The sequence below is a fragment of the Oscillibacter ruminantium GH1 genome (assembly GCF_000307265.1).
Classification (GTDB): domain Bacteria; phylum Bacillota; class Clostridia; order Oscillospirales; family Oscillospiraceae; genus Oscillibacter; species Oscillibacter ruminantium.
The window spans coordinates 362,112-381,440 of record NZ_DF158896.1 but is presented as its reverse complement, the minus strand read 5'-3'; the positions used below and the strand labels follow the sequence as shown (position 1 = coordinate 381,440).

At 58.3% G+C, this 19,329-nt stretch carries 17 protein-coding genes; 3 read left to right on the top strand and 14 right to left on the bottom strand.

Annotation, left to right across the window (positions count from 1 at the left end; genetic code table 11):
• Positions 1 to 35: 35 nt before the first annotated feature.
• From ON16_RS01895 to ON16_RS01885, 3 genes are read right to left on the bottom strand one after another with little or no spacing between them, the layout of a single operon-like run.
• Positions 36 to 1,547, bottom strand: coding sequence for an ATP-binding protein (locus ON16_RS01895; protein ID WP_040658922.1), 1,512 nt, complete (start codon positions 1,545 to 1,547; stop codon positions 36 to 38).
• Positions 1,548 to 1,562: 15 nt separating this feature from the next.
• Positions 1,563 to 2,930, bottom strand: a complete 1,368-nt coding sequence (locus tag ON16_RS01890; RefSeq protein ID WP_040658920.1) for a vWA domain-containing protein — start codon at positions 2,928 to 2,930, stop codon at positions 1,563 to 1,565.
• Between the two features lie 14 nt (positions 2,931 to 2,944).
• Positions 2,945 to 3,916 carry a leucine-rich repeat protein gene (locus tag ON16_RS01885; protein ID WP_040658918.1) on the bottom strand — a complete coding sequence of 324 codons (972 nt, stop codon included), beginning with the start codon at positions 3,914 to 3,916 and terminating at the stop codon, positions 2,945 to 2,947.
• Between the two features lie 177 nt (positions 3,917 to 4,093).
• Between ON16_RS01885 and ON16_RS01880 the strand changes: the two genes are divergently transcribed.
• The 3 genes from ON16_RS01880 to ON16_RS01870 are packed head-to-tail and all read left to right on the top strand — an operon-like array spanning position 4,094 to position 5,937.
• Positions 4,094 to 4,468 carry a GntR family transcriptional regulator gene (locus ON16_RS01880; protein ID WP_040658916.1) on the top strand — a complete coding sequence of 125 codons (375 nt, stop codon included), beginning with the start codon at positions 4,094 to 4,096 and terminating at the stop codon, positions 4,466 to 4,468.
• Between the two features lie 3 nt (positions 4,469 to 4,471).
• A complete protein-coding gene (locus tag ON16_RS01875; RefSeq protein WP_040658914.1) occupies positions 4,472 to 5,323 on the top strand; it encodes an ABC transporter ATP-binding protein in 852 nt (283 codons plus the stop codon).
• Complete coding sequence (locus ON16_RS01870; protein ID WP_040658913.1) at positions 5,320 to 5,937, top strand: ABC-2 transporter permease; 618 nt, start codon at positions 5,320 to 5,322, stop codon at positions 5,935 to 5,937. The genes ON16_RS01875 and ON16_RS01870 overlap by 4 nt, the downstream gene beginning before the upstream one ends.
• Before the next feature lie 168 nt (positions 5,938 to 6,105).
• Here ON16_RS01870 and ON16_RS01865 read toward each other — a convergent pair whose 3' ends face one another.
• The 11 genes from ON16_RS01865 to rplI form a co-directional block, all read right to left on the bottom strand.
• The gene (locus tag ON16_RS01865) at positions 6,106 to 7,878 is read right to left on the bottom strand and encodes a hypothetical protein (protein ID WP_040658911.1); all 1,773 of its coding nucleotides are present in this window, start codon (positions 7,876 to 7,878) and stop codon (positions 6,106 to 6,108) included.
• A gap of 131 nt (positions 7,879 to 8,009) precedes the next feature.
• Positions 8,010 to 8,723, bottom strand: a complete 714-nt coding sequence (locus tag ON16_RS01860) for an ABC transporter ATP-binding protein (protein WP_040658909.1) — start codon at positions 8,721 to 8,723, stop codon at positions 8,010 to 8,012.
• Positions 8,716 to 9,630 (bottom strand): ABC transporter ATP-binding protein, encoded by a 915-nt coding sequence (locus ON16_RS01855; RefSeq protein ID WP_040658907.1) that lies wholly within the window; start codon positions 9,628 to 9,630, stop codon positions 8,716 to 8,718. The genes ON16_RS01860 and ON16_RS01855 overlap by 8 nt, the downstream gene beginning before the upstream one ends.
• Positions 9,623 to 10,984 (bottom strand): branched-chain amino acid ABC transporter permease, encoded by a 1,362-nt coding sequence (locus ON16_RS01850; RefSeq protein WP_040658905.1) that lies wholly within the window; start codon positions 10,982 to 10,984, stop codon positions 9,623 to 9,625. The genes ON16_RS01855 and ON16_RS01850 overlap by 8 nt, the downstream gene beginning before the upstream one ends.
• A 4-nt stretch (positions 10,985 to 10,988) precedes the next feature.
• Positions 10,989 to 11,867: a branched-chain amino acid ABC transporter permease gene (locus ON16_RS01845; RefSeq protein ID WP_040658903.1), complete on the bottom strand. Its 879-nt coding sequence runs from the start codon at positions 11,865 to 11,867 to the stop codon at positions 10,989 to 10,991.
• Between the two features lie 199 nt (positions 11,868 to 12,066).
• Complete coding sequence (locus ON16_RS01840; RefSeq protein ID WP_040658901.1) at positions 12,067 to 13,284, bottom strand: ABC transporter substrate-binding protein; 1,218 nt, start codon at positions 13,282 to 13,284, stop codon at positions 12,067 to 12,069.
• A 437-nt stretch (positions 13,285 to 13,721) separates the two neighbouring features.
• A complete protein-coding gene (gene ftsH, locus ON16_RS01835; protein ID WP_040658899.1) occupies positions 13,722 to 15,575 on the bottom strand; it encodes an ATP-dependent zinc metalloprotease FtsH in 1,854 nt (617 codons plus the stop codon).
• A 35-nt stretch (positions 15,576 to 15,610) separates the two neighbouring features.
• Positions 15,611 to 16,162, bottom strand: a complete 552-nt coding sequence (gene hpt, locus ON16_RS01830) for a hypoxanthine phosphoribosyltransferase (RefSeq protein WP_081579564.1) — start codon at positions 16,160 to 16,162, stop codon at positions 15,611 to 15,613.
• Positions 16,159 to 17,481, bottom strand: coding sequence for a tRNA lysidine(34) synthetase TilS (gene tilS, locus ON16_RS01825; protein ID WP_051131465.1), 1,323 nt, complete (start codon positions 17,479 to 17,481; stop codon positions 16,159 to 16,161). Before tilS ends, hpt begins: the two co-directional genes overlap by 4 nt.
• A complete protein-coding gene (dnaB, locus tag ON16_RS01820) occupies positions 17,474 to 18,826 on the bottom strand; it encodes a replicative DNA helicase (RefSeq protein WP_040658897.1) in 1,353 nt (450 codons plus the stop codon). The genes tilS and dnaB overlap by 8 nt, the downstream gene beginning before the upstream one ends.
• A gap of 53 nt (positions 18,827 to 18,879) precedes the next feature.
• The gene (gene rplI / locus ON16_RS01815; protein WP_040658895.1) at positions 18,880 to 19,329 is read right to left on the bottom strand and encodes a 50S ribosomal protein L9; all 450 of its coding nucleotides are present in this window, start codon (positions 19,327 to 19,329) and stop codon (positions 18,880 to 18,882) included.

Genomic DNA, 19,329 nt, shown 5'->3' with positions numbered 1-19,329 from the left:
CCTGATTCAATCAGGCTCCCGGCATTTCTTTGCATTCAGTTTTCTGCCCGTTCCGCTGCGATCTCCGCGCGGATGCGGCGGCGGCTGTCGTCAAACAGCAGCTCCTTATTGTGGCGAAAATAGGCGTCGCAGCCAAAATGCTCCACAAACCAGCTGGTATCGTACCCGGAGGTAATCTCCGTCACAAAGATCACCAATTCCTGAGAATCGCCAAATGTCTCTTCCAGATACCGAAACGCATGGTCGAAGCACCGGCCGGCCGCCTGTGCGGCGGATTTGCGTCCATCCACCTCTGCCGCGAACCATGTCCGCACGGCGTTCATCGCGTCCTCGTCGCAAATATCGCCGTCCAGCAGATTTTGGCGATAGCGCCCCAGCAGCTCCAGCTCCCGCTGGTCCAGTGCCCGGCGTTCCCGATCCAGCTGTCCGGCGGCGGCACAGCGCGCCATAGCCTCCCGCCGGGACTGCTCCAAGTCGGACAGAATCACACCCGCCCCCGCGCCTTCCGCCAGCCGCGCCTTAAAGGCAATGAGATCGGCGTGAAGCAATTCCGTCAGGGCGTCCTGCGCCCGCACGCGCCCCGCCTCCTCACTCAGGCGGCTCACCAGCAGGCTCAGCACCGACAGCTTCTCGTCAAAAGGCGCGGCGCGCAGCTCGGAAACCGCTGTCGCGGCCCACTTTCCGCCAAGGATATCCTCCACATGGTAGGTTCGCTGATATTTGTAGTAAAGCTCCAGATACCCCGTGAAATCCCGGGCGATGCGGGGCAGCTGGATATACTGGCCCACTACCTCCCGGTCCACGCGAAGGCCCAGCTTTTCATAGGCCAGAATCAGTTCGCTCAAATCCTCCCAGCCGCGGGCGGTGGCAAACTCAACCCCGTCCACCGTGGTTTCAATGCGGTAGAAATTTTCCTTCTTGATGTCCAGATAGGAAATCACGGCCCCGTGAAGGCCCCGGCGGCGGGCATACTCCTTCCAGACAGCAAAATTCTCTTCCACGTCGATGCGCTTCACCCGGTCCAGCGTCACCACGTCAAAGTCCCGGACAGACTTATTGTATTCCGGCGGATTTCCCGCGGCCGCAATAAGCCAGCCCTCCGGTAGTTTTTGATTGCCAAAGGTCTTACATTGCAAAAATTGCAGCATCATGGGGGCCAGCGTCTCGCTGACGCAGTTGATCTCATCCAGAAAGAGAATGCCCTCCTTGATGCCCGTTCGCTCCATCAGCTCGTACACCGAGGCCAAAATCTCGCTCATGGTGTACTCCGTGACGGAGAATTCCTCACCGCCGTAAGTCCGTTTTTCGATGAAGGGCAGACCCACGGCGCTTTGCCGGGTGTGATGGGTGATGGTATAGGCCACAAGGCCCACGCCTTCCTCCGCGGCAATCTGCTCCATGATCTGGGTCTTGCCGATACCCGGAGGGCCCATCAACAGCACAGGCCGCTGGCGGATGGCGGGAATCAGATAGTTCCCCAGTTCGTCCTTGGCAAGATACGCTTTCAGCGTGTTGGCAAGTTCCTCTTTTGCCTGTTTGATGTTCATAAGTTTGTCTCCTTATTACAGCTCCGGCAGCTCCAAAAGCTCCGTTTCATCCCGTTCGTCGGTTCCGATTGCCTGACGCGCAGCCGTTTCCAATTCCGGCTCCGTCAGCGTCAGCCGGATGGCCCATGGCGGGATCTCCACCGCCAGCGCCGGGTCCTCCATCATCACAAACGCCGCCTCATAGGGCGGGCGTTTTTTCGGATACCGCCCCATACCATCCGTAAAGTAAATGAGGCCCCGCAAGCCCGTCAGCTCTCCGGCCTTTTGCAGCTCCTCCACCCGCTGGAACACCGGGCGGAAATCCGTGGCGCTGCCTCCCGCCAGATGAAAATCCTCCATATAGGCCTTCAACTCTTTCAGGTCATGAAGCGCCGTGTCGCTGCGCAGCTGGTCGTCGCACTGCATCACCCGGATGTTCACCTTGCTGGAAAAAGTCTCCCGGCTGGCAAGAATCGTATATGTGGCGGAGAGAAACTGGCGCACCAGCTCCCCGGAGGTGGACATGGAGGTATCGATGGCGATGACAAAGTCGGAAATGCGCTTTTCCTCCCGCGTCTCCGGCGGCTCCACCAGCGGCATGTTGCCATACAGCCGCAGACCATAGGAATAAAATCCGTAATCAAATCCATCACCGTCCACGCCCAGCACCTCACGGGGGACGGCGAACCGCCGCAGGAAGTTCCGGTAGTCCACGCCGGGGCGGTTTTCCACCTTCACCTGCTCATATACCGCCTCGCCGCCCACGGCTTTTCCCGCAAGAATCGTCTCCATTCCGGTCTGGGTGCGTTCCGACGCAGACTGCCACTTTTTGTCCTGCCGCTCATTGCGCTCCTGATCCTGTTTGCTTTGGGGGTCCCAAAGCCCGTGGTCATCGGCGAAAAACTCCCGTTGGAGTTTGGCCCGCTCATACTCCGGCAGCTTTCTGCGCTGAAGCTCCCGATAGATTCCCTCGGCGGTGAGAACTTTCAGGCTGCTGCGCAGTCCCCCGTAAAAATTCAGGCGCACGGGAGCAGGCGCGCCGCCAAGGCAGGGGTAGTCCAGCCCGTCCAAAATACTCTCCACCGCCACGTCGCAGCTCAGGTCCCACAGGGCCGATTCCCGCCCCTGTTTTTTGGACAGATGGCGCAAAAGGCAATGCAAAATCACATGGAGATAGGCCCGGTCAACGTGGGACATGCCCCGCAGGAACCGCTCGGAAAGGTAGCCGGAATCGTATAGAAGCCGCTCCCCGTCGGTGGCCAGAGACAAGGTCACCCCGTCCCCCGCCTGGAATTCCAGCCCCCACAGCGCCGCGTCCAGATACGGAAAAATCAGATACAGCTCACTCTGCGCCGAGCGCAGAATTTCAAGGCCGATTTCCGCCTTGTTCTTTCCATCCGGCATGACACCGCCCCCTTTCATAGGTCAAAGGATTTATCCAGACCGTCCGGCGCCTTCCGGTGCCGATGCTCCAGCAGCAGCGCCAACGGCTCCGCAAGGGACAACCGCCTTGCCTGCTCCGCCGCGGCGCTCAAAATCTTGATCTCCGCACCGCACCGGGGCAAAAACCACGCAAGGCCCCGGCTGTCCCGCTCTTTTAAAAGCCAGTCCAGCACGTCTCCGGTTCTGCCGTTCAAATATGCCAGATATTCCGCCGACGCGGCCTCTGTCAGTTCCCGTGGGAACCGCAGACGATACCACGCAAGGCGCATGGCGCAGTCCGGATCGTGTTCCGTGGCCAGCAAGCCGGGGAACAGCGCGTCAAACGCCGCCAGAGGCAGCGTCCGCTCCCGGAACACATGGTGATAGGGATAGCCCGGCCCGTAGAGATGAAAATCAAAGTGATGGGCGGGTGAATTTTCCTCATAGGACTCCCGGTACTCCGGAAAAATCAGCCGAACCGATTCGCCGTCCGGGTATTCCACGGTCACATCCAACTCCACAGGCAGCTCGTCGGCAAAATAGGCAACGCTCTCCGCCCGGCTGTCCCGCGCCCGAATGAAAAATCGGCAAAGACGGCCGCAATTCATAAACACACTGCCGCCCCAAAGCTTCACCGGCTCTGTTACGCGCAGTTCCCTCAGCCCGGCGCAGTTGTAGAAGGCATAGTCCCCCACTCGCCGCAGTGCGGGCGGCAGGGTAATCGTCTCAATCTTCCGGGTGTCGTTTTCCGGCGTTCCCCCGCCGCAGGTCAGACGCAGGGGCGTTCCCTCCGAGGCAGGGCGATCCGGAGAAAAGGCGTGATGGCCCAGAGCGGTCACCGGCAGGTCCCGGATCGTCTCCGGCAGAGCCACATGCCGGTCGGCAGTCTCCACCGCCGTCACCTCTGCGCCGTCCGCCACAGCCCGCCACCACAGAATCATCTCGTTTTGTCCCGCAGCCGTCTCCATCCTTTCGCCTCCTCCGTAAAATGCAATCGTATGATACCACACTTTCTCCCGTTGAACCAGTGCTTTTCCCACCAGAGGGCCATACAGAAGGAATATCGAAAAAATTTCAGGTTTTCTCTTGACAATCCGCACATACTGTATATACTGTTTATGTACAGTATGTGAGGTGATTACAGCATGGATATCGTATTGAGCAACGCCACCAGCGCACCCATCTATGAGCAGATTGCCACTCAAATCAAAGACCAGATCGTGGCGGGGACGCTGGGGCCGGGGCATCTGCTGCCCTCCATCCGCGCGCTGGCCAAAGACCTGCGTATCTCCGTCATCACCACGAAGCGGGCCTATGACGAGCTGGAGGCGGATGGTTTTGTCTACACCGTGGCAGGCAAAGGATGCTTTGTTGCGGAGAAAAACACAGAATTGATTCGCGAGAGCCGGCTGCGGGAAATTGAAGGGCATTTGCAGGCCGCCGCAGACCTCGCGGGAAAAAGTCAGATAACAGACGACGAATTGCAGGAAATTCTGCGCGTGATCTTGAAGGGGGAATAAAGCATGAACGCAATTGAAATGAAACATGTCAATAAGAGCTTTGGCGATTTCGCCATACAGAATCTGGACTTTGCTCTGCCGCAGGGGGCCATCTGCGGTCTGGTGGGGGAAAACGGAGCGGGCAAATCCACTACCATCCGCTTGATTATGCACGCTCTTCGGCCCGACAGCGGGGAAATCAGCGTCCTCGGCGTAGACAATGCCAGCCCGGAGTTTCAGCAGGTGAAAGAGGACGTGGGCATTGTGCTGGATGAGGCGTACTATCCGGAAACGCTGAATGCAAAGCAGGTCGGCTCCGTCATGGCAGATACTTATCAGCGCTGGGACGCAGCGGTTTACGAGGGATATTTGAAGCGCTTTGACCTGCCGCCGAAAAAATTCTTCAAAGACTACTCCCGGGGCATGACCATGAAACTGGCCATCGCCGTGGCCCTGAGCCACAGTCCCCGGCTGCTGATTCTGGATGAGGCCACCTCCGGCCTTGACCCCATCGTGCGGGACGAGATTTTGGAGCTGTTTTCCGAATTTACCCGGGACCCGGGCCACTCCATTCTGATGTCATCCCACATCGTCAGCGACCTTGAAAAGCTGTGCGATTACATTGCGTTTCTCCACAAGGGCCAGCTGCGCTTTTGCGCGGAGAAGGACGCGCTGCGGGACGAGTACGGTATAGTCAGTTGCGCAAAGGCCCAACTTGCCGATCTCCCCGCCGAGGCGGTGTGCGGTGTGGAGCAATCGCCCTATGGCGCGAGAGTGTTGGTCAGGCGGGCGTTAGTCTCCTCTGCATTCCAGATAGAGCGGGCCAATATCGAGGATATTATTTTGTTTTTGGTAAAGGGGGAAAAGAACGCATGAAAGCACTGTTAAAAAAGGATATTTTTGTGCTGATCCGTCAGATGCGCATGTTTTTAGTGATGATCGTGGTTTTCTCCGTGCTGCCGGGGATGAATATGAGCATCTTCGCCATTGTTTACTGTGGAATGCTGCCCTATACCGCCATGGCCTATGACGAGCGGAGCAAGTGGACACAGTTGGCGGCCATGATGCCCTATACGCCCGGTGACATTGTTTTGAGCAAATACGCGCTGGGCTGGCTGGCAGTTGGCTTCGCCACCGCGCTGAGCGCCGTGGCAAATCTGATTCTGGGTCACTTCATTCCCTCGGGGTACGATTCCTCACTCTCCGGAATGCTGCCCTCCTTCTGCATCGGCTTGATTATGATTGCGGTGACGCTGCCGCCCATGTTCCGCTTCGGGGTGGAAAAGGGCCGAATGTTTTTTATTTTACTAATCGTTGTGCTGGCCTGCGGCGGCGCGGGGTTGGTGCAAGGCGTGGTCGGGTCTGACGAAGAGGTTCCGGCAGCGCTGAACGCCTTTATTTCTCTGGGTGTTCCCGCGCTGGCGGTGGTGCTGACGGCCGTTTCCATTCCTCTGTCCGTCGCCATGTACAAGCGGCAGAAGTATGCCTAACCCGCTATACTTTTTATAAAGCAAGACCCCGGTGGGACGCTGTGCGTCCCGCCGGGGTCTTGCTTTTATGGATCGTATGAAATCCATCAACACCGCCATACGGCGGCTCCGCCGGGGTTTGGGCTTCAAACCCGCGCGATGCAAGCGCCTGCATCTATCAACGGTTCTTTACGACAGGGCAAAGGTCTGGGCAATCACCGTCAGCCGTGTGCCAAAGCCCTCGGCAGCCTCGTCGGGATACGCGCACTGCACGGCGTAGGTTCCGCCGTCCGCCTCCGTCAGCCAGACCTCCATGGTTTCCGCGTCCCCGCCGTCCGTTCCGGTAAAATAGCCGTTGGCGTCGGCGTCCATAAACCCGTAGTCCTCATGCTCGGTCAAAATCGCGGAACGGGCTTCTGCCGCCGTCTTTCCGGCAAAGAATTCCACTCGCAGCTCCACCTCTTTGTTGGCGGTGCTCTCCCAGCTGTCTTCCCATCCGCCGGAATCCCGGTCGTTCAGGTCCGCCTTCCACCCCTTGTCGGGAATATAAATGGAGTACCCCTCCCCCTCGTGCAGTGTGGCAGGCATCTCCTCCTTCTGTCCCTCCAGCGTCACGATCAGGGCGGTGGTCTTGGCGCGCCCGCCGCCGATTTCGCCGGAACTATCCAGCATGGCGGGAATACGGGACCGCTCTGCTGGGGAAAGCTCCTTCAACTCTTGGGCAAAGAGCTTGCCGTCCGCTTGATACTGCGTCTGTAAAATGCGGCACAGCCCTTCATAAATGGGACCGCTGGTCTTGGTGTAAGAGAGGAAGCACTTCAGCATCTCCTCATCCCGTTCTGCCTGATCCGTACCCACCGCCGCGTCCAGCAGGGCATTCTCCAGCGCAGGCCACCACTCCGAGCCATATTGATCCCGACCCAGCACACCCCAATTCTCCGACTCCATATTCCCCATGCAGTCCAAAAGCTCCATGGCCTTCGGCTCCCGGCCCTTGTTCCAATCATAGGGCATTACCCGCGACACCATGTCGGTGACGGCTTGGTTCTGCTCGATATAGTCCTCGTTCACCTCGTCCAGCACAGAGAAGCTGTCTTCACTGGGCGGTTTTTCCGTCCAGCAATCCGACACATAGGCCCGAGCCGCGCCCAGCACTGTACTCTCCGGCACGGTTTCGCCCCCGTCGGCTTTTTTCTGCACCTCCGCATAATAATCCGCGGCGGGCACGCCGGTGTCTGGGAAATAGTAGTATAGATTTCCGAGGACGTCATAGGCCCGCTCCACGCACCAGATTCCGTCCGCGCCCTGCTTTGCGGGCTGGGACAAAATCAGCTGCCAATACTCATCCCGACTGCCGTCAAAATCGAAATAGTGGTTATATCGCACCACGGCGTGGGCGCTGTCATACGTGTAGTCCCTTGCGCGGAATGCCGCGTCGTCCCATTCCTCCAAACGATTGCGTTGGATGAAATCCGTCTTTGCCGCAGAAGGAAGCGTTTCGTTCAGCTCGTTCCATTCCGCCAAGTCCGGCGAATCCGTAAGGGAGCCGTCGCCCTGCCGGAAAAAGCGCACGTCGGTGGGAGTATCCAGAAAGTAATACGTGTCGCCGTCTCTGGCAAAGGCCTGCCGCCCGCCAATGTCGTTCACAATATTTTGTTCCCAGTCCATCTGATCGCCCTGTGCGATGGAAAAAATCCAGCCGAAGCCGTCGTGGGAGTTCTGGTTCTCCGCCGCGCCCGCCTCTATGGACTTTGTCTCGCTCACCCGGATCAGCTCCCCATCATTCAGAGTGGCCGGGTCTGTCTCCACGGTGAGCAACGCCGCGTATTTGGCGGGGAGGCCCAGCGAAAAATCGCCGCAGGTGTAAATGGTGGTCTCCTCCGCTCCGGCAGGCGTCCGGGCGCAAGCGGCAAGACTGAGCGTCAGCGCAAATACGGCGGCAAGAGCAGCTATTCGTTTCATATGATCATCCTTTCTTCGCATCCGTGGAATTGGCTGGGCCACGGCCCCGTACAGTACGAACGTCACCTCTTAGACGTTTGTGCGGTCATGATCGTTACAAAAAGGGAAGCCCTGCGGCTTCCCTTTTGTATTCAATCCTTCCGCTTGCCGAGGTACGCTTCTTTCACCTTTTCGTTGGTGAGCAGTTCCGCGCCGGTGCCGGAGAGGGTGATATTGCCGGTTTCCAGCACGTAGGCAAGGTCCGCAATTTTCAGGGCCATGTTGGCGTTCTGCTCGATCAGCAGGACCGTCACGCCCAGTTTGTTGATTTCCTGAATGATCTTGAAGATGTCCTGCACCACCAGCGGGGCAAGGCCCAGAGAGGGCTCATCCAGCATCATCAGCTTGGGACGGCTCATCAGCGCCCGGCCCACGGCCAGCATCTGCTGCTCTCCGCCGGATAGCGTTCCCGCCAGCTGCCAAGACCGTTCTTTCAGCCGGGGAAACAGCTCATAGACCCAGTTCAGGTCCTTTTCAATCTCCGCCTTGTTCCTGCGCAGATAGGCGCCGATCTTCAGATTTTCCAGCACCGTTAAATCCGCGAACACTCGCCGTCCCTCTGGGGACAGGGCGATGCCCTGGCTGATAATGTGATCGATGCTCCTTCCCAGCAATTCACTTCCGTTCCACTGGATGGAACCGGAATCGGCCTTGACAAGGCCGGTGATGGTGCGCAGCGTGGTAGACTTGCCCGCGCCGTTGGCGCCGATCAAGGTGACGATCTTTCCATCGGGTACCTCCATAGAGATACCCCGCAGGGCGTGGATGCCGCCGTAGGATACTTTCAGGTTGTCAATTTTAAGCATCTTCCGCCACCCCCAGATATGCGTCAATCACGCGCTGATCGTTCTGAATCTCCGCGGGAGTCCCCTTGGCGATCAGACCGCCGAAGTCCAGCACATAAATCCGGTCGGAGATATCCATAACCAAATCCATATGGTGCTCAATCAAAAACACCGTCAATCCCAGATCGGAGCGGATACGGCCGATAAACTCCGTCAGGTCGTTGGTTTCCTGCGGGTTCATGCCTGCCGCCGGTTCGTCCAGCAAAAGGAGCTTCGGCTCCGTCGCCAAGGCCCGGGCAATCTCCAGCCGGCGCTGTTTGCCGTAAGGCAGGGAGGTCGCCAGTTCATCCTTCGCCTCGCTCAAGCCCACGATCTCCAGCAGACGCTCCACATCGGCCCGCTGGGCCTCCTCCTCCTTTTTGTTCAGGCGGAAGGTGGCGGTGAGCAGGTTGCTGGTGCGGCGCAGGTGCTTGGCGATCAGGATATTGTCAAACACCGTCTGAGATTTCCACAATCGGATATTCTGGAACGTGCGGGCCATGCCCAGCTTTGTGATGCGGTCAGGGGTGGGTGCCAGTATCTTGTCGGTAAACGCCGCCTGTTCCCGCTGCTTTTCTGCTTCCTTAGCGTCCTCACCGTCCACTTTGAAGGCAGCGGTATACAGCTCCGGATTCTTGCCCTTATAGAGCTTTTTCATCTTCCCCTGGGGATGGTTGCGCACAATTGTCTCGCCGCAGAATTCCACCCGCCCGTTGCTGGGGGCGTATACGCCGGTGATCACGTTGAACGCGGTGGTTTTGCCTGCGCCGTTTGGGCCGATCAGGGAGACAATCTCTCCCTGATTGATCTCCAGATTCAGATTATCCACAGCCACCACGCCGCCGAACTGCATGGTGGCGTTTTCCACGCGCAGCACATTTTCACTCATTGCCAGCACCTGCCTTTGCTTTTGCAGACCGCTTCTTTTTACCAAGGTCCCACAGTTCCTTGTCTCCCATAATGCCCTCCCGGAAGAAGAGAACCACGATCATAATGACCACGGAGAACACCACCATCCGGAAGCCGGAGCGCAGCAACGGCAGCTTCAAATTGGGACTGATGACGAACCATACGTCCCAAAGCAGTGCCGCCAGCACAAGGCCCAGACCCAGCACCGGCCCCCAGTTCACCGTGGGACGCCCCTGCGCCGCGCGGATAATCAGCTTTTTGCCCTTACGCTTCATATTCCACAGGCCAAGAGCCGCCGCAGCCACAACCAAAATGCCCAGCACCACGGCGAACTTCACCTTGACGCCAAAGTTTTGCAGAATCGTCTCGTTGTCCAGAAACCGCAGCCACCACTCCGAGCAGCCCACGAACAGGAACGAGGCGATGACCGAACCGGAAATAGAACCGATGCCGCCGATGACCACAATCAGCAAAATCTCATAGGTCATGGCCGCCTTGAAGGCCGTTGCCTGCACGCTGGCCTGAAACATCGCCAACAGCGCGCCGGAAACCCCGGCAAAAAAGGAGCTGATCATAAAGCTCATCCGCTTGTGCTTTGCAAGGTTGATGCCCATGGCCTCAGCCGCCACCTCGTCGTCCCGGATAGCCTTGAAAGCCCTCCCATAGGTGGAGTTAATCAGCAGCACCACCACCAGAATGCACAGTCCCGCAAAAAAGAAGGGCATCACCGTCGTCAGCTTCAGGCTGCCCAGATGGAAATCGGTAAAGCCGGTGAACCCGTACAGCAGGTTGGAGCCGTTCGTCACAGGCCCCAGCTTATCATACTGCACCACAGCCCGGAGAATTTCAGCAAAGCCCAGCGTCGCAATGGCCAGATAATCGCTTTTCAGCTTCAAAACCGGAAGGCCGATCAGCCACGCAAACAGACCCGCCACGCATCCTGCCAGAATCAGACATAAAATCACGCCCAGCAGAAGGCCGAACTGCCCCATCGCCCCGCTGAGGCTCTCTGTGATGGAAAAGCCAAGGCCGCCGCCGGGATAGCGCTGATAGACGCTGGCCTGCCGCGCCACGGGAACGGTGAGCACCGCGTATGTATAAGCGCCCAGCAGCATAAAGCCCGCCTGCCCCAGAGAAAAGAGGCCGGTAAACCCGTTCAGCAGGTTCATGGAAACAGCCACCAGCGCATAAATCGCGCCCTTTTGCAGCACGGTCAAAAGCATGGAAGGAACAATTTTTCCGGGGAGATTATCCAGCAGACCCACCACTACCAGCACAGCAACGGCAATCAGCAGGGCGATCCAGCTCTTTTTATGATCGTTCTTCTTCATCATTCCGTCACACCTTCTCCGTCAAATTCTCTCCGAAGAGGCCGGTGGGCTTGACCGCGAGGATCACGATCAGCAGGGCAAACGTAAACGCATCGGAAAACGTGGTCAGCCCCGCGCCTTTGATGAGGCTCTCGCAGATGCCGATAATAAAGCCGCCAATCACCGCGCCGGGAATGGACCCGATGCCGCCGAACACGGCGGCCACAAAGGCCTTCAAGCCCGGCATGGCGCCCACGGTGGGGGTGACGGTGGCATAATTGCTGAAATACAGCATGGAACCCACCGCCGCCAAAAACGACCCCACCACAAAGGTAAAGCTGATCACGTTGTTGATCTTGATGCCCATCAGCTGCGCCGTCTCAAAGTCCCGGGACGCGGCCCGCATGGCCATGCCGATCTTGGTCCGCTTGATCAGCAGAACCAAAACCGCAACCAGCGCAATCACCAAAAATGGGGTGATGATGGTGACGCGGCTGGTGGTCGTCCCCGCCACGTTCACGCTGTCGCTGATCCAAGGCAGCACGGGATACTGTTTGGCAAGGCCGCCGGTGAGATACCACATGGAGTTTTGCAGCAGATAGCTCATACCGATGGCCGAGATCATGACGGACATGCGGGGCGCGGTGCGCAGCGGCCGGTAGGCCACCTTTTCCACCAACACGCCCAGCAGCACCGTCAGCACGATGGTCAAAGGAATGGAAACGCTCAGGGGCATGGTCGCGGCGGCATAGACCATAATGAAGCCGGCAACCGTGAAAATATCACCGTGGGCAAAGTTAATCAGGCGCAGGATGCCATACACCATCGTGTAGCCGATGGCGATCAGGGCATACTGCCCGCCCACAGAAATGCCTGCCAGCAGATAGGGCAGGATTTTGTCAAGCATGGAATTCCCTCCGTTCTCTCCGCTTTCCAAAAGTAGGATTGCGGATCAAATCCCGCGCCAAAGCGCGGGTTTTATTCTGTTCTGCATCGAACCCTTCGGCTCTCGGCTCGATGCAAGCCAGAATTGCTGGGATTAGAAAAGCGCGGGCGGGGGATCCCCGCCCGCGCTTTGCGTCGTACGGTTTTTAGGCCGGTTTCGATCAGCCTGCCACGGACTGGCGCTTCACGAAGGTAAAGGTACCGTCGGTCGCCTGCTTGATGTAAGCCTCGGTCTTGTTGGCGTCGCCGGTGTCGGCGTTCATGGTGATATGTCCGGTAACCGCGTCAAAGTCCACCTTGAACAAAGCGGCCTGAATGTCCGCGCCAGCAGTGGACTGAGCCAGCTTGACGGCCTCGATGGCAGTCATGTAAGAGTCATAACCCAGCGCGGAGACAGCCGCCACGATGTCGTTGCCGCCGTTGTTGGTCAGGTTCTGCGCGTCGGCGTTCAGGAATTCCTTGAAGCCCTTGACAAAGGTGGAGGCAAGGCCGGAATCGTCGTTCTCGTCAAAAAATGTGGAGCAGTACACCTGCTGATCGGTGCCCTTCTGCGCATCCAAAATGACGGAAGACTCCCAAGTATCGCCGGCGGTGATAGGAATGTTGACGCCGGACTTGGCCGCCTGACCGATGATCAAAGAGGCATAGGTAGTGGCGGAGGGAGCAAAGATCACATCCGCACCGAACGTCACCGCATTCTGGAGATACGCGGAGAAATCAGAGGTTCCCTCTGGGAACGTCTCGGACTTCACCTCGCCGCCCAGATTTTGAAACGCCTGCGTGAAATAGGTGCCAAGGCCGGAGCCGTAGTCCTCGCCCAGCATGGTCAGGACGTAGGCCTTCTTGGCACTGAACTGCTCGGAGACAAAGTTTGCCATAACGCTGCCCTGGAAGGGATCCAGGAAGCAGACGCGGAAGTAATACGGATTCAACTCCGTGACAGCGGGGTTGGTGCAGGAACAGCCGATGGCGGGAATCTGCGCCTGTTCAAAGGTGGGGGCGGCGGCAATGCATACGCCGGAGCCATAGGAGCCCAGCACCACGGACACGCCCGCGTTCACCAAAGACTGGGCGGCGGTGATGGCCTTATCGGTGGTCGACTGGTTATCCACGATCTCCAGCTGGATATCATAGGTCTGACCGCCGATGTCCACCGTGGGAACCACCTGATTGGCGTACTGGATGCCCAGTACCTCCTGCTTGCCTCCGGCGCCGTTGTCGCCGGAAGCGGGCTCAAACACGCCCACCTTCAGCACAGGGTTGCTGCCGGAAGCAGACGCACTGCCGCTGGCGGCGGCTCCACCGCCGGCGTCTTCACCGCAGGCAGCCAGAGCAAAGGTCATCGCAAGGGCCATCGCAAGTGCAAGAAACTTTTTCATGTTCTTTCCTCCTGTCTTCATAAAAGAGAATAGCAGCGCCATTCTCTTTGCATAGGAAACATTTTACGTAATTTTTTCCTGTTTTTCAAGTAGAATTATGTACAGAAAGAATCCTTAAAACCACCCCTATCCGGTAAAATTCAGAACCTTTTGGCGGTTGTTGTGTCTTTGCATCAGAGACAAGTGTAGATATTTTAAAAGAAGCGCTCTACATTTGTCTTTCATACAAGGACAGCGTTTTTAGTAATTTCGCCGAAAGAAGCAAAAAATAATTACCTGTTTCTGGGTTTCACTGTTCAAAACCTCCTGATTCCCGAACGCCGCGTAAAAAATTACGCTTCAAAAGAGGGGCGAGCCTGAAAACAGCCGCTAATTTCAAAAAAGAATGCCCCGCTGTCCGTTGGACAGCGGGGCATAATTACTCGTTTTTTAAGCGCTCATGCTTGAGCGGGGGTGGGAGCACGGTCGCCCACCACGGTCAGGAATTCCGACCGGGTCATCGTCTCGTGGGCCAGCAGATAGTTCGCCACGGATTCCAGCTGCGAGCGGCGGGCTTTCAAAATCTCCTCGCACTGATCATAGGCGGTGGCAATCATGCGGCGCACCTCGTCGTCGATCTGGGCGGCAATCTGCTCAGAATAGCTGCGGCCCTGACTCATGGTCCGGCCGATAAATACCTCGTCGTGTCCGGACTCAAAGGACACGGTGCCAATCTTTTCGCTCATACCGTAGCTGGCCACCATTTTGTGGGCGATCTGCGTGGCCCGCTGAATGTCGTTTCCTGCGCCGGTGGAGATATCCCCCAGCACCATTCTCTCCGCGGCCCGGCCGCCCAGAAGGGCTACGATCTGCTCTTCCAAATACCGTTTGGACATGTAGGACCGATCCTCCTGCGGCAGAGAGATGGTCATGCCGCCCGCCTGTCCCCGGGGAACGATGGAGATCTGATTCACCGGGTCGTGGTTGGGCAGGGCGTGCATCACAATGGCGTGCCCCGCCTCATGAAAGGCGGTGAGCCTGCGCTCGTGTTCCGGGATTACCCGGCTCTTTTTCTCCGGACCGGCGATCACCTTGATCTCCGCCTCCTTCAAATCCGCCATAGTGATGAATTTCTGATTCCGCCGGGCCGCCAGCAGCGCACCCTCATTGGTCAGGTTTTCAAGGTCCGCACCGGTAAAACCGGGAGTTCCCTTGGCGACCTCACTCAGCTCCACATCTTCCGCCAGCGGCTTTCCGCGGGTGTGAACCTTCAAAATTTCCTCCCGGCCCTTGATGTCTGGAAGGCCCACGTACACCTGCCGGTCAAACCGGCCCGGGCGAAGCAGCGCCGGGTCCAGCACATCCACCCGGTTGGTGGCGGCCAAGACCACCACGCCCTCGTTGGCGGAGAAACCGTCCATTTCTACCAGCAGCTGATTCAGCGTCTGCTCCCGTTCGTCGTGTCCGCCGCCCACGCCGGTGCCTCTCTGGCGGCCCACGGCGTCGATCTCGTCGATAAAAATAATGCAGGGGGTGGACTTTGCCGCCTCTTTAAAGAGGTCCCGGACGCGGCTTGCGCCCACGCCGACATACAGCTCCACAAAGTCAGACCCGGAGATGGACAGGAAGCCGACTCCCGCCTCCCCCGCCACGGCCTTGGCCAGCAGTGTCTTTCCGGTGCCCGGAGGACCCACCAGCAGAACGCCCTTCGGAATGCGGGCGCCCAAATCCGTATACTTTTGCGGGTCCTTTAAAAACTCCACAATCTCTTGCAGCTCTTCCTTTTCCTCATCGGCTCCGGCCACGTCCGCAAAGGTGATGGCTTTGTCCTTCTCCGAGAGGGTGTGGGTTCGCGCCTCGCTGAAGCGGCTCATGCGGTCGCCGCCAGCTCCGCTGGCCCGGGCGGTCATAAAGTACCACATGCCGCCCAAAATCAGCGCCACCAACACGTACGGCAGCAAAATCGCCAGCCAGTTGGTGGAGTGGTCCGCGTGATACTCGTAAGAGGCGATAATCCCCTTCTGCGCCTGCTGCCGCACAAGATCATTCAGATCGTCATAAAACAGATCGAAGTCATATAGCTCATAGACGGCGGTGGTGCTGCCGTGGACCGCTTCCCGCAGGTGCATGGTCAACGTGTTATCGGAGACGGTGAAACTCTCCACCTTCTCCTGTTTGAACATCTGCACCACCTCGGAATATTCCAGTGGTTCCGCCGGGGAATTGCTGCGCCACAGATATGCGGCGCACACCAGCATAACGATCGCCAGAAAAATAAAGGTGAGCGCGTTTGTGGTTCTTGGATTTTTCAACAGGACTTCACTCCTTTATGGGCCGGTCCGCCGTTTTACCGGGAATAGACCTCCGGTTTCAGTACGCCGATATAGGGGATATTTCGATACTGCTGGCAGTAGTCCAGTCCATAGCCCACCACGAACTCGTCGGGCACCACGAACCCCGCCAAATCGGCGGTGACGGCCTTTGTCCGGCGGGAGGGTTTATCCAGCAGGGTCACAATGGTGATGGAGGCCGCTCCACGGGTCTTGAAATACTCACTGAGGAATGCCAGGGTATTGCCGGAGTCCAAAATGTCCTCCACCACGATGAGGTTCCGACCCGTGATGTCCTGCTGGATGTCGTGAACGATCTTCACACGGCCGGAGGACGTTGTGGCATTCTCATAGGAGCTGACGGCGATGAACTCCACATCGCTCTTCACCTGACAGGCCCGGACCAGATCCGACATGAACACGAAGGACCCCTTCAGCACACCGAGAAACAGCGGATTTTTTCCATGAAACCGTTCATACAGCTCCGCTCCCAATTCCGTGATGCGGCCCTTCAGTTCCTCTTCGGTCACCAGAACCTTCAGGATATCGTTCTCCATCTCACTTTTCATATTGTTTCTCCCTCTATATAAAATGTTACCTGTGCGTCGGTCTTTCCGGTGGAAAAATCTAAATCGACACCCAAATAGGGCGCGGCCGCGACCCGGCCTTCCAGCCGCAGAACCGGCAGTCCGTCCCGCACGCCGGGCGGGACGCCCACATCGGCCCACAGCCGCTTCAGCGTTCGGCTTCCCCGGCTCCCCGGCAGGGTCATCCGGTCATCGGAACGCCAACAGGTTACCTCGACCGGTCCGGGCAAATTCAGGCGGTATGAAAACCTCTCTGCCGTCTCCTCGCCGTCCAGCGCCACGCACCACGCGCCAAAGCGCACCGTCTCCCCCGGTGCAAGATATACCGCCTCCGGCACAGAAGGCGCTTTGAAAAGTACCAGCGCCTCACCGTTGTTCCGGGCCAGCAGCCCATAGGGAAGCGAATACTCCCGCCCTTTTTTCAGCTCCAAAACCGCTCTTACATGGGCGGCGGACAGATCCCTGCGATGACCGCAGGCCCTCTCCATCAGCCCCAGAACCACCCGGCCCCGGACGGCCTCCGGCACATTTTGCAAAATTGTCCAATCCAGCGAAAGGCCGCCTTCCGCCGTCTCCACCCGGTCAAGCGCTTGCACCGCCAGCGTATCCAACGCCGCATCCTCCGCCGCCAAAAAGCCTGCGGCGCGGGCCATGTTTTCAATCGCTTTGGGATTGATATCCCGCAAAACGGGCAGCACCTTGTGCCGCAAGAGATTTCGTGCGGCAAACTCCTCTTGGTTCGTCTCGTCCTCCACATGGGGTAGCGCGTGAGCGGCGGCATACGCCTCCAGCGACGCGCGGGTAAGCTCCAAAAACGGACGGTACACCTTTCCCCGCACGGCGGGGATACCCAGCCCGGCGGAGCCGGTGCCCCGGCAGAGGTTTAACAGCATGGTTTCCGCGTTGTCGTCGGCATGGTGGGCAGTCAGAATTGCCACGCTTTTCCGCTCCGCCGCGGCGCGCTCCAAAAATTCGTATCGCAGCCGCCGGGCGGCCTCCTCAACGGAAAGTCCCTCCCGCTTGGCTTTTGCCCGGGTATCTCCCCGTCCGGCGACAAACGGAACCTGATGCGCAGCGCAGTATTCCCGCACGAAAGCCTCATCCCGGTCCGCCGTCTTGCCGCGCAGCCCGTGGTTAAAATGGGCGGCGGCAACGGAAATCCCTCGGCCCTCAGCCCAGCGCAAAACAACATCCAGCAGGCACATGGAGTCCAATCCCCCGGACACCGCGCACAAAAGCTCTCCCTGTGCCCCGGAAAAGCAGGTCGTCAAAAACCTTTCAGCGGCTGAAAGTTCATTCATCTTCGTCGTATCGTGTCTCCAGCGTGCCGAACATGGTGTATTCCGGCACCCACTTCAACTCCACCTTGCCCGTTTCGCCGTGGCGGTTTTTCGCCACAATGCACTCGGCGATGTTGCGCTTTTCGGAGTCCTCATTATAATAATCGTCTCGGTACAAAAAGAGAACAATATCCGCATCCTGTTCGATTGCGCCGGATTCGCGCAGATCGGACAGCATGGGCCGCTTGTCGTCCCGCTTTTCGTTGGCACGGCTCAACTGGCTCAGGCACAGCACCGGAACGTCCAGCTCCTTCGCCATGATTTTCAGCGTTCGGGAGATGTCGGAAACCACCTGCTGGCGGTTTTCGCCGCTGTATCCCTTGCCTCCGGCGGAGGTCATCAATTGCAAATAGTCGATGACCACCAGACCAAGGTTATCCAGTCTGCGGCACTTGGCGTTCATGTCCGCCACGGACAGCAGCGGGTTGTCGTCGATGCGGATGTCCACACGGTTCAGCGTTGTGGCGGCGTCCGCAATCTTCTCCCAGTCCGTCTCCCGCAGTTCGCCGGTGCGCAAACGGTTGTTTTCCACCAGCGCCTCGGCAGAGAGGAGCCGCTGGACCAGCTGCTCCTTGGACATTTCCAGTGAGAAGACCGCCACGGTCTTCTCCGACCCCTTGGCAACGCTCAGCGCCATGTTCAGCGCCATGGAGGTCTTACCCATACCGGGCCGGGCTGCCAAGAGGATCAAATCGGACTTGTTCAGACCCGTCAGTTTGGCATCCAGCATGGAAAGGCCGGTGGAAAGTCCCGGCAGTCCCGTGGGGGACTCGCTCATTTCGCTGAGCCGGTCCAGCACGTCCGGCAGCACCTGCCGCACGGGGACCATGCTCTGAGCGCCCTGTCCCCGGCGAATGGCAAAAATTTTCTGTTCTGCCGCCTCCAGTGTGGCGGCGGCCTCGCCGCCGCCCTCCTGCACCATGGCGGTGATCTCCGATGCCGCCTGCGCCACCGACCGCAAAAGCGCTTTGTCCCGCACAATGGCGGCGTACTCCATCACGTTGGCCGCGGTGGGCGTGATCTCCATCAGCTGGGCCAGATAGGAGCGGGTGGTGTTCTCGTCGTAGATGCCGTTTTTCTGCATCGTCTCCGCCACCGTGATTCCGTCAATGGGGCGGGCATAGGTGAACATGGAACAGATCGTCTCAAAAATTTCCCGGTTCTGCCGGAGGTAAAAATCCTCGGGCCGCAGCTTATCCACAACCTCTTTTACGCAGTCGGGGTCAATCAAAATAGAGCCAAGCACCGCCTGCTCCCCCTCCAGCGAATGGGGCATTTGGCGCAGCAGCAGATCCTCAACAGCCATGGATACTCACCTCCGGGAAAGTTGTAAATTCTCAGTATGCAGACTCTGCCGCGTTATTTCTCCTCGTAGACGGACACGTACACCGTGCCGACCACCTCAAAGCCCAGCTTTGCCTTGATCTGATAGTTGCCAAAAGCCTTGATGGGCTCTTCCAGCACCAGCTTCTGCTTGGGAATTTCGATGCTGTACTGGGCTTTCAGCCCGTCGGAAATCTCCTTCGTTGTGACGGCGCCGAACAGCCGCCCGCCGCTGCCGGCCTTGGCGGTGATCTTCACCATGCACTCCTTCAGCTTTTCCACCGTGGCTTCCGCCTCGGCCTTCTGGCGCGCTTCCTCGGCCTTGCGGGCCTTTTCCTTCAGGTTCATGGTGTTGATGGCGTCCGCCGTGGCGGCGGATGCCAGCTTGCGGGGCAGAAGGAAGTTTCGGGCATAGCCCTCGGAAACCTCGATCATCTGGCCCTTTTTTCCCTGACCCTTTACGTCCTGCATCAAAATCACTTTCAT